The organism is Pseudooceanicola lipolyticus (assembly GCF_002786325.1).
Classification (GTDB): Bacteria; Pseudomonadota; Alphaproteobacteria; order Rhodobacterales; family Rhodobacteraceae; genus Pseudooceanicola_C; species Pseudooceanicola_C lipolyticus.
Genome location: NZ_PGTB01000147.1, coordinates 1 through 9,451 on the forward strand (window position 1 = coordinate 1; position 9,451 = coordinate 9,451).

At 63.9% G+C, this 9,451-nt stretch carries 8 protein-coding genes; 1 reads left to right on the plus strand and 7 read right to left on the minus strand.

Annotated elements, in window-relative coordinates; translation table 11 throughout:
• Positions 1-152: 152 nt before the first annotated feature.
• The 3 genes from CVM52_RS20810 to CVM52_RS20820 are packed head-to-tail and all read right to left on the minus strand — an operon-like array spanning position 153 to position 3,295.
• On the minus strand, positions 153-1,700 hold the full coding sequence (locus CVM52_RS20810) for a DHA2 family efflux MFS transporter permease subunit (RefSeq protein ID WP_027264285.1): 1,548 nt from the start codon (positions 1,698-1,700) through the stop codon (positions 153-155).
• Complete coding sequence (locus CVM52_RS20815; protein ID WP_027264284.1) at positions 1,681-2,847, minus strand: HlyD family secretion protein; 1,167 nt, start codon at positions 2,845-2,847, stop codon at positions 1,681-1,683. The genes CVM52_RS20810 and CVM52_RS20815 overlap by 20 nt, the downstream gene beginning before the upstream one ends.
• The gene (locus tag CVM52_RS20820) at positions 2,840-3,295 is read right to left on the minus strand and encodes a MarR family winged helix-turn-helix transcriptional regulator (RefSeq protein ID WP_051372705.1); all 456 of its coding nucleotides are present in this window, start codon (positions 3,293-3,295) and stop codon (positions 2,840-2,842) included. The genes CVM52_RS20815 and CVM52_RS20820 overlap by 8 nt, the downstream gene beginning before the upstream one ends.
• Before the next feature lie 97 nt (positions 3,296-3,392).
• On the opposite strand from CVM52_RS20820, the gene CVM52_RS20825 reads away from it, so the two are divergent.
• Positions 3,393-3,851: a universal stress protein gene (locus CVM52_RS20825; protein ID WP_027264282.1), complete on the plus strand. Its 459-nt coding sequence runs from the start codon at positions 3,393-3,395 to the stop codon at positions 3,849-3,851.
• Between the two features lie 44 nt (positions 3,852-3,895).
• Here the strand turns inward: CVM52_RS20825 and CVM52_RS20830 are convergent, their stop codons facing one another.
• From CVM52_RS20830 to CVM52_RS20845, 4 genes are all read right to left on the minus strand, one after another.
• A complete protein-coding gene (locus CVM52_RS20830) occupies positions 3,896-4,963 on the minus strand; it encodes a patatin-like phospholipase family protein (protein ID WP_157815109.1) in 1,068 nt (355 codons plus the stop codon).
• A 125-nt stretch (positions 4,964-5,088) separates the two neighbouring features.
• Positions 5,089-6,171 (minus strand): ABC transporter permease, encoded by a 1,083-nt coding sequence (locus tag CVM52_RS20835; protein ID WP_442439582.1) that lies wholly within the window; start codon positions 6,169-6,171, stop codon positions 5,089-5,091.
• A 33-nt stretch (positions 6,172-6,204) separates the two neighbouring features.
• Positions 6,205-8,937, minus strand: a complete 2,733-nt coding sequence (gene rbbA, locus CVM52_RS20840) for a ribosome-associated ATPase/putative transporter RbbA (RefSeq protein WP_027264280.1) — start codon at positions 8,935-8,937, stop codon at positions 6,205-6,207.
• A partial coding sequence (locus CVM52_RS20845) for an HlyD family secretion protein (RefSeq protein ID WP_133119915.1) occupies positions 8,934-9,451 on the minus strand: 518 nt, incomplete at its 5' end. The genes rbbA and CVM52_RS20845, both read right to left, overlap by 4 nt.

A 9,451-nucleotide genomic window follows, 5' to 3' on the forward strand; every position in this document is an offset into this window, starting at 1 on the left:
TGCGCCCTGGTCGGATCGTCTGACCCTTGCCGGCAGCGAGACCGCGCCCCGCAATCCAGGCTACCTGAACGGCGCGGTAATCGCCGCGCATGCGGCGGCGGGCCGGGCCGCGGCGCTGTGCTCGGTCTGACCTCGGCCGGTCCGGCGGGCGCTCAGGTTCTGGCCCGCCACATGAACCAGGTCGGTACGAGCGCCAGAACGAAGATCGCGAACACTACCATGAAGCCGTCCTGAAACGCAGCGTTTGATGATTGGATCACCACGGTCTGCCCCAGAAATGAGGCTGCGGCCGGTAGGAGCTGCGTGTCTGGCAGCCCTGACGAATGCATCAGGCCGGCGACTTCGCGCAGAAGTTCCATCGTGGTGGTATTGTCGCTGGTTTGCGTGGCTGCAAAGGCATCGGCGTGCATGACTGTGCGCCGCTCAATGAACACAGTGAGCAAGTTGACCCCGAAGGCGCCGCCGAGCTGGCGGATGAAGTTCGATGCCCCAGAGCCCTGCCCCAGGAGATGCCGGGGCAATACTTTCAAAGCTCCTGAGGAAATTGCCGGGAACACCAGCCCTAGACCCACCCGGGAAATCACGGTCCACCAGGCAAGTGTCCAGAATGTCGTGTTGATATTCGCATCCGCCATCAGCCACGAGGACCAAGCGAAGATCGCCATGCCGATGCCGATCAGGATTGCGGCTGGAACCCTGTCGGACAGGCGCCCTGCGATCGGGAAAACGATAAGCATCACGAAGCCCGACGGCATCAGCAGAAGACCCGCTTGCGTCGGCGTCATGCCCTGGATCTGCTGGACAAAGACGGGCAAGAGATAGGTCGAGCCAAAAAGCCCTGCCCCCATGATGAAGGACACCACCGAGGCTGAAACGAAGGCAAAATTGGCAAAGAGCCGCATGTCGAGCATGGGTTTGTCGGTGTGAAGCTCCCATAGAATGAATCCTGCGGCCGAGGCTGCGGACACCATAAAGCCTACAAGTGTCATGTTCGAATCCCATCCCAGACGCTGAGCATTCGACAATGTGCTGAGGATGACTGCGAGAAAGACCGCAAGGATCGCGACGCCCGGGAAGTCGAAAGCGGGAAGCGGCCCGGTCTGCTCTCGACCTGGCAGAAAAAGGTTTGACAGCAGGATGGCGACCCCGGCGAAGGGAAGGCCCAGATAGAAGACGAAGCGCCAGTCGAAGGCGTCCATCAATACGCCGCCGATCCAGGGCCCGAGAGCGGGGGCGAGCACCACACCCACCCCGTAGATACCCATCGCCGCACCACGTTTGTCAGGGGGGAAGACCTTGAACAACATGATCATCGCCAGCGGCTGGACAATGCCTGCTGCGGCACCCTGGACGACGCGCGCCAACGTCAGCATGGTTTCATTCGGAGCAAGACCGCCGACGACCGAGCCGGCCAGAAAGACGCCCATCGCGGCATTCATGGTCAACCGCATGCCGAAGGCGCGGTCCGCCCAGTCGGCCAGCAGCATCGTGGCGGTCATGGCGGCAAGGAACCCCGTCGAAATCCATTGCGCCTGCACCGCGCTGATCCCGAAGGCGCCCATCACCGCCGGGATGGCGACGTTCACGATCGTGGTCGAGAGAACCACCGAGATGGTTGCCACCATGATAGTGCCGGTGGCGTACCACTTGTAGGCCGGACCATACCGCTCGAAAAAGCGATCAACCTGCGACATCGACATAGATCTCAACCATCATGCCCGGTCGCAGTTCCACACCATCGGCATCGATCGAGACGCGGATCGGCAGGCGCTGGGTGACCTTGGTGAAGTTGCCCGACGGGTTCGGGCTGGGCAGCAAGGCAAGCTGGCTGGTCGCCGCGCCGCCCATGCCGATCACCTCGCCCTCGAAGGTCCGACCGGGGAAGGCGTCGACAGTGATGCTGGCTCTGGACCCCACACGCAACCTGGAAAACTCGGTTTCCTTGACGTTGGCATCGATCCAGACATTCTCGGGCGCGTGATACATCACCAGTCTTGTTCCGGGGGTTACATACTCGCCGACATCAACGAAGGTCGCGTCAACAATACCGTCGAAGCTGGCGTCAATCGTACGGTGCGCGAGATCGATTTCCTTCAGCCGACGTTCCGCCTCGATCGCGACGCGCCCTGCCCTGACAGAATCGATCTGAGAGTCCAGTACAGCGATTTGGGCTGCGTCTGCTTCGACGATTGCAAGATCTGCCCGTGCGGCTTCTGTTGCGGCATAGGCTGCGCGCTCCTGTTGTGTCGCTGTGGCGAGGGCCGCGTTCACCTCATCAAGCGATTGTTGCGACGAAACATTCTGCTCGGCCAGTTTAACCACACGGTCGTGGCGGGTTTGCGTATTCTGCAGCACGGCAAGCGCGGCTTCATGGTTGGCTTCGGCAGCCGCGATGCCGGCATTGGCTGCTTCTCGCCGCGCAGCAAGCTGCTCGGTCAGCATGCCCTTGCGGTTTTCGAGTTCAGAAAGCTGGGCATCTGTCGCCGCCAGCTTTGCGATGACGGCATCGAGTTGCGGCTGCGACGATTCCTGGTCGATCGACGCTAGAACAGTTCCCGCAGCGACCGAATCCCCGACAAGCACCGGAAGTTCGGTCACGCGGCCAGCGACTTCGCTCGACACGGTCACGACGCTCGCTGCGATGCGGGCATCGTTGATATGGACCTGAGTGAACCGTGCTATGATCCACGGGGTTCCCAGCCAGGCCACGACCCCAAGGACTGCCGCCACGACCAACAGCCGGGTCCATTTAACCCGGCTGCGCCGCGCAGCCGGTTTTGGCAAATCCGGCACGGAGGTCTCGCCTGTCTCCTTTGCTTCGGGTGCTGCCGGTTTGATCTCATCCATTTTCGTCATTACCCATCTTCTCCAGCCGGGATGCAATCTGCGCCAGGACGCGGGTCGCGGTGCGAAGATCGTCCGCAGGAATGTCCTCAAGAACTTCCAAGCGACTATTTGCGGCGATCGACTTCATCCTCTCAAGAATCCTCATCGCTGCTTCAGTCAGGACCAGTTTCTTGGCGCGTCGGTCCTCGGCACTTGGGTGGCGCTCGACAAACCCCATTCTTTCAAGACCGTCCAGCAAGCGCACCAGGGTCGGCCCCTCGATGCCAAGGACGCGCGCCAGTTCGATCTGGGTCGCATCCTCGTGCCGGGACAGTTCTAAAATCACGCCCCAGCGTGCTTGTGAAAGACCCAGATGACGAAACTGTACGTCGAGCCTGCGCTTCCACTGGCGCGACACAATTGCCAGAGCGCGTGTGAAGGTCTCCGCCATGTCTGGTGCAGCAGTCATCAGCTCTTGCTTCTGGTTGTCTTGCAAAAAGATAGGAAGCTAATTAGTATGCAAGCAACCGTCTTGCAAGACTAAATTCGAGCCCGGAGGCCAAGCCGTGTATTCCAGAATCCTGCTCTGCTATGATGGCTCTCGCGAAGGGCGATTGGCGCTACGCGAGGGCGCGCGCCTTGCGCAGATCACGGGCGCTGCCGTGACTCTTCTGGCGGTGGTCGAGACAGCCTCGGGCAATGTCTACGCGATCGGGGCCGATACCGTTGCCCTGGGCCAGCAGAAGGCCGATCTGGACGCAATCCTGGAGGAGGGCCGCCAGCGGCTGACGGGGATGGGGCTTTCGCCGCAGGTCCGGATCGAGTTCGGCGATCCCGTCGCAACCATCACCAGGGTATCCGTTGAGACCGAGGCGGATCTTGTCGTTGTCGGACACCACCGGCACGGTTTCTGGACGCGCTGGTTGAGCCGCTCGATCGCGGCCGAACTAAGTGACAGTCTAGGGTGCAGCCTGCTTCTGGCGCAGAAGGTTGTCGAGGATTCGGAACTTTTTGGGAAGGCGTGAAAAGGATGGTGCCGCCGCTACGGCTTGTGCGTCATCTGGCGGTCCTAACCCGCGCTCACGATCGCTTCACCCCCTTCCAGAGGTGGCAGAGCCGCTGACCACGCCGACCCAGCGCGTGCCCGCCGGAAACCTTCGGCATAGAGGGCGCGCATATAGGCGGTATTGAACTCGAGGGTGTCGACATCGTCGGGCGCGACCATGTCAATAGAGGTGACATGGAAGCCGATTCCGGCAGCGTGTGCAAAGTCATGGGTCGCGTTGACCTGGCGCAGCATTTGGTACTTCAGCAACGTCGAAACCGAGCGGGCGGTGATCGCGCTCGGTCGCACCGCCACGACGTTGAATTCCGGTTCGAGATTGACATTCATCAGCATGTGGATGTCGGTCAGCGCCGCCCCGACCGCGCGCTGTCCCTGGAACGAGAACAGCACAGTCTCGGGCAATGTGAAGACGTTCGACACGACGGCACCGTCTCCGTGCAGTTCCTCGAAGGTGCGGCCGTCAGCGGTCTGCCCGCGAATACGGATCGGCGGAAATGCACCCGGGATCGCGGCCGAGGCCATCAGGACGTCCTCAAACAAGGACAGAGCGCCCGGATCGCCGCTGCCCGCAATCGCACCCATGTTCCAGATCACCCCGAGCTGGGCGTCCAGATCGGTCGTGAATACGAAGAGGCGTCGGCCTCGGGCATGTTCTTGCGCGACTCCACGCAGCAGCGAGGGTGAGACGAAAAATTCGACCAGTTGGCGCAGCGGCTGGGGATCGACAAGCGCACCCCGCGTAAGCAACCCCAGCAGCGAGGGCTTGCCGCCGATGCCCTCGGCAACGCCGCCGGTATAGAGATTGCGCAGCGTAACATCATGTTCGGGGCCCAGAAACGCGAGCGGTGCGATCAGCGCCCCGGTGCTGACGCCGCTTATGACCGAGAAGGTCGGTCGCGTTCCGGAAGCGGTCCAGCCCGCCAGGACACCCGCGCCAAAGGCACCGTTTGCGCCACCCCCGGAAATGGCCAGGTAATGCGACCGTCCGTTCTCGCGAAACCTCGGGCCCAGGTCCGGTGGATAGTCCTCTATCGCCGCGTCCGTGCGGATGCGATAGGGTGCACCCAGCAACGGTGTCGCGGCCCTGTCATCCGGGCGGTATGGGATGCGCGGTTCTACACCGCAGGCGCTTACCGCCGCAGCTCCCATCAGTGCGAGCGTCGCCCGCCTTGTCGGTATGCCCTGCCGCCTTTCGGTCACCTCAGGAGCCCGTGGAACCGACGCAGTGCAATGGAAAACATAGCGGTGCCGATCAGCGCCAGTGCCAGAAGTTGCGGCCAGACCACCGAAAGCCCCGCGCCGCGGAACAGGACCGACTGCGAAAGGGCGATAAAATGCGTGTTGGGCGCCGCGAGCATTGCGTACTGCACCGCCTCGGGCATGGATTCGCGCGGGGTCATGCCGCCCGACAGGATTTCCAGCGGCAAGAGGACTAGCAACAGCAGCATGGCAAATTGCGGCATCGAGCCGGAGATCGTGGCCAGCAGGATACCCAGAGAGGTGGTGGCGAAAAGATGCAGCGCCACCCCGACAAGAAACAGGGTGACCGAGCCGGCTATCGGCACCTCCAGCACCCCCTGGACCATGAAGTTCAGCGACAGCCCGGTTGCCACAAGCACCACCGCGCCCATGCTGAGAACCTTGCTTGTCATGATCTCGGCCGGCGTGACAGGCATCACCAGCAGGTGTTCGACCGTGCCGTGTTCGCGTTCGCGGATCAGGGCTGCGCCCGACAGGATGATCGAAAGCATGGTGACGGCACTGATCACCGCTGTAAGGGCGCCGAACCAGCCGGGGTCCAGCGCCGGGTTGAACCGCGCCCGCACAGCCAGATCGACCGGAGGCGCAGCCGCAGCGGCATCGCGGGCGGCCCAACCGGTAATTTCCTGATCGACGATCGCCTGGATATAGCCGGCGCCGGTGAAGGCCTGGCTGACCCGTGTGGCATCGACGTTCAGTTGCAGCTCCGGCCGGTCGCCCGCCAGCAGGTCGCGCTGGAAATCGGGGGGGATCACCAGCGAGAACGTGTCGATCCCGGCATCCATCCGCGCATCCATCTCGGCCAGGCCAATCTGCGCCGGCGGCACGAAATAGGGTGCGAGGAAGGCATCTGCCATGCGGCGCGTGAGCGGCGAGGCATCCTCGTCCACGATGCCGATGGTGGCGCGGTTCAGCGTCTCGGGCATGGCGGTGGCGTGGGTGTATATGTCTAGCGTGAACGCGTAGACCACCAAAACCATGAGAAGCGGGTCGTGCAACAGGCCGCGCAATTCTTTCACGGCAAGATGTATCACATGTCTTGGTCGCAACCCCTATTTCTCCTGCTTGCGAACGAACACCGCGCCGAGCGCCACCACCACCGGCACCAGGGCAAGCATCGGCAAGAAGGATCCCCCTAGATCGCCTAAGCCGAGCGCCTTGGCGAAGGTGCCGCGTGAAATCGTGACGAAATGGCTGGTCGGGAAGACCTCGCCAATCACCCGGCCCATGCCTTCCAGCGACGACACCGGGTCGATAATGCCGCCATATTGCGTCGCCGGGATAAGCGTCGCGAGCGCAGTGAAGAACAGCGCCGCCACCTGGCTGCGGGTGAAGGCGGAAATCAGCAGCCCGAGCCCGGTCGCCAGCACGACATAGACCAGCGCACCGGCAGACAGCGCCAGAAGGCTGCCCTTGACCGGTACGCCGAAGACCAGGACTGCCAGCGCCAGCAGCAGCAGGTAGTTGACGAAGCCGAGGGCGACATAGGGCACCTGCTTGCCCAGCAGGAACTCGAGCCGCCGGGCAGGCGTGACATAGAGGTTGACGATGGAGCCCGTCTCCTTCTCGCGCGAGACGGACAGCACGGCCAGCATGGCCGGGATCAGCATGAGCAGAAGCGGAATGACCGCGGGGACCATGGCGGCAAGGCTTTCCACATCGGGATTGTAGCGAAAGCGCACCTCCAGCGCATAGTCGCCAGCCACGGCGTCCTCTCCGTAGGCTTGGCGGAGCTGGTCCGTTAGCCAATGCACATGCATCCCCTGGACGTAGCCGCGCACCGTCTCGGCTCGCATCGGCATCGCGCCGTCGAACCAAGCGCCGATCTCGACCGGGCGGTCCCGGGCGAGGTCGGCGGCAAAGCCGGGCGGGATCTCAAGTGCAAGGCTGATTTCGCCCGCGCGCATTCGCGCGTCGAGATCGTCGTAGCCCGTCAGAGGGGGCGCTTCGTGGAAATAGCGCGATCCGGCAAGGTCGTTGACATAGGACTGGCTGAGAATAGTCTGATCGAGGTCGAGCACCGCGAATTTCAGGTTCTGAACATCCATGGAGATGCCGTAACCCAGCACGATCATGAGGATCACGCTGCCGACACTGGCCAGCGTTAGGCGGATTGGATCCCGGCGCAGCTCCAGCGCCTCGCGCCAGGAAAAGCCGAACAGTCGGGCCAGGCTGAAGCGCCCGGGCGGTCGGGTCTCTCGGCCGTTCGGCTGTGCAACAATGGTCGCGGGTGGATGGGCTGCGCCGTCATCCGCAGCCCGACGAAGATGGTGGACAAAGGCATCGTCCAGCGTTGCCGCACCGACCTCCTGCCGGATTGTTTCGGGCGCGCCCGAGACCAGCACACGGCCGGCGTGCATGAACGAGACGCGATCACAGCGCGCGGCTTCCGACATGTAGTGCGTGGACAGGAAGATCGTCACGCCGTCCTTGCGCGACAGGTCAGCCAGCGCTTGCCAGAACTGGTCGCGCGCCACCGGATCGACGCCCGAAGTTGGCTCGTCGAGGATCAGGATCTCGGGCTGATGGATCAGCGCAACCGCCAACGACAGCCGCTGCCGGACCCCTAGCGGAAGAGCTGCGGGCAGGCTGTCCAGCACGTCCTCTAGATCGAAGCGCCGCGCCAGTTCGGCGATGCGCGGGGCGATCTCGGCCGGGGCCATGTCGAACAGCCGCCCGTGCAGGTCGAGGTTCTGCCGCACCGTCAGTTCGGAATAGAGCGAGAAGCTCTGCGTCATGTAGCCGATGCGCTTGCGCGTTTCCATGTCGCGGGCATCGATCTTGCGGCCATAGAGGCGCGTGCTGCCCTCGGACAGTTCCAGAAGCCCGGTCAGGACCTTCATCGTCGTGGTCTTGCCGCAGCCGTTCGACCCGAGGAAGCCGAAGATCTCGCCCGGCTGAATGCGGAAGCTGACGTTGTCAACTGCGGTGAAGTCGCCGAAGCGGACGGTCAGATTCTCGGCCTCGATCACAGGGCCGTTCACAGCTTCGCGCTTGCGCGGCGGGATGACCAGTTCATGATGGCGGGCGCGCCGTTCCTCGGGCAGAAGCGCGATGAAGGCCGCGTCGAGATCCTCCGAGCCGGTCTGGGCCAGCAGGTCGGCGGGACTGCCGGTGGCCAACACCCGCCCTTCGTCCATCGCCACGAGGTGATCGAAGTTCGCAGCTTCCTCCATGTAGGCGCTGGCCACGATCAGGCTCATGCCGGGGCTACCAGCACGGATGCGGCCGATCAGCGCCCAGAACTCCCGCCGCGACAGCGGATCGACGCCTGTGGTCGGCTCGTCGAGGATCAGCAGGTCGGGTTCGTGGATCAGCGCGCAGCACAGGCCCAGTTTCTGCTTCATGCCGCCCGACAGCTTGGCCGCCGGGCGGTTGGCGAAGGCGTCGAGATCGGTCGCTTGAAGCAGGTCGGCGATCCGGCGGTCCCGTTCCGCCCGGCCTTCGCCGAAAAGGCGCCCGAAGAACTCCACGTTCTCGCGCACCGAAAGCGTCGGGTAGAGGTTCCGCCCCAGACCCTGTGGCATGTAGGCGATACGTGGGCAGATGCGCGCCCGGTGGCGGGCGCGCGCCATGTCGCCCTCCAAGACCTCAAGCCGCCCTTCCTGAAGCTTGCGGGCCCCAGAAATCAGCGCAAGCAGGCTGGACTTCCCCGCCCCGTCCGGGCCGATCAGCCCGACGACGCAGCCTGCCGGAAGATCAAGCGTCACCCGATCAAGTGCTGTGACCCGGCCGTAGCGAAGCGACAAGCCGTCGGCCCGCACGACGGGGGCGGTCGGCGTCATTCGAGGACGCGCCCGTCGGCCTCAGCAGGCCAGGGGGCAGCGGGGTCGAGCCGGACCCAGGTGACCCCGGGCAGGCCGGTCTTGGTGTAGTCGGCATATTTCGCCAGCAGTTCCGGCGCGATGCGGGCGCGGACGCGGAACATCAGCTTATCGCGCTCGACCTCGGTCTCGACGGTGCGGGGCGTGAACTGCGCCACGTCCGAGACGAAGTACACCTCGGCCGGCACGACGATGCCCGGGGCCGCGTCCATGATGAGCCGCACTTCGGTGCCCAGCCCGATCCGGCCGACAGCCGCGGTCGGCAGGAAGAAGGTCATGTAGACCTCGCCCAGATCGACCATGTTGACGATCCGGCCGCCCGCGCCGACCACCTCGCCCTCGCGCGCCACGATGAACTGCACGCGGCCGTCGCGCGGTGCCGTCAGGGTGCTGTCCTCGATCTGGACGTCGATCGCCTCGACGGCGGCCGTCGCTGCCGATGACGCGGTGAAACGGGGCCTCCCCGAGGCCCAGC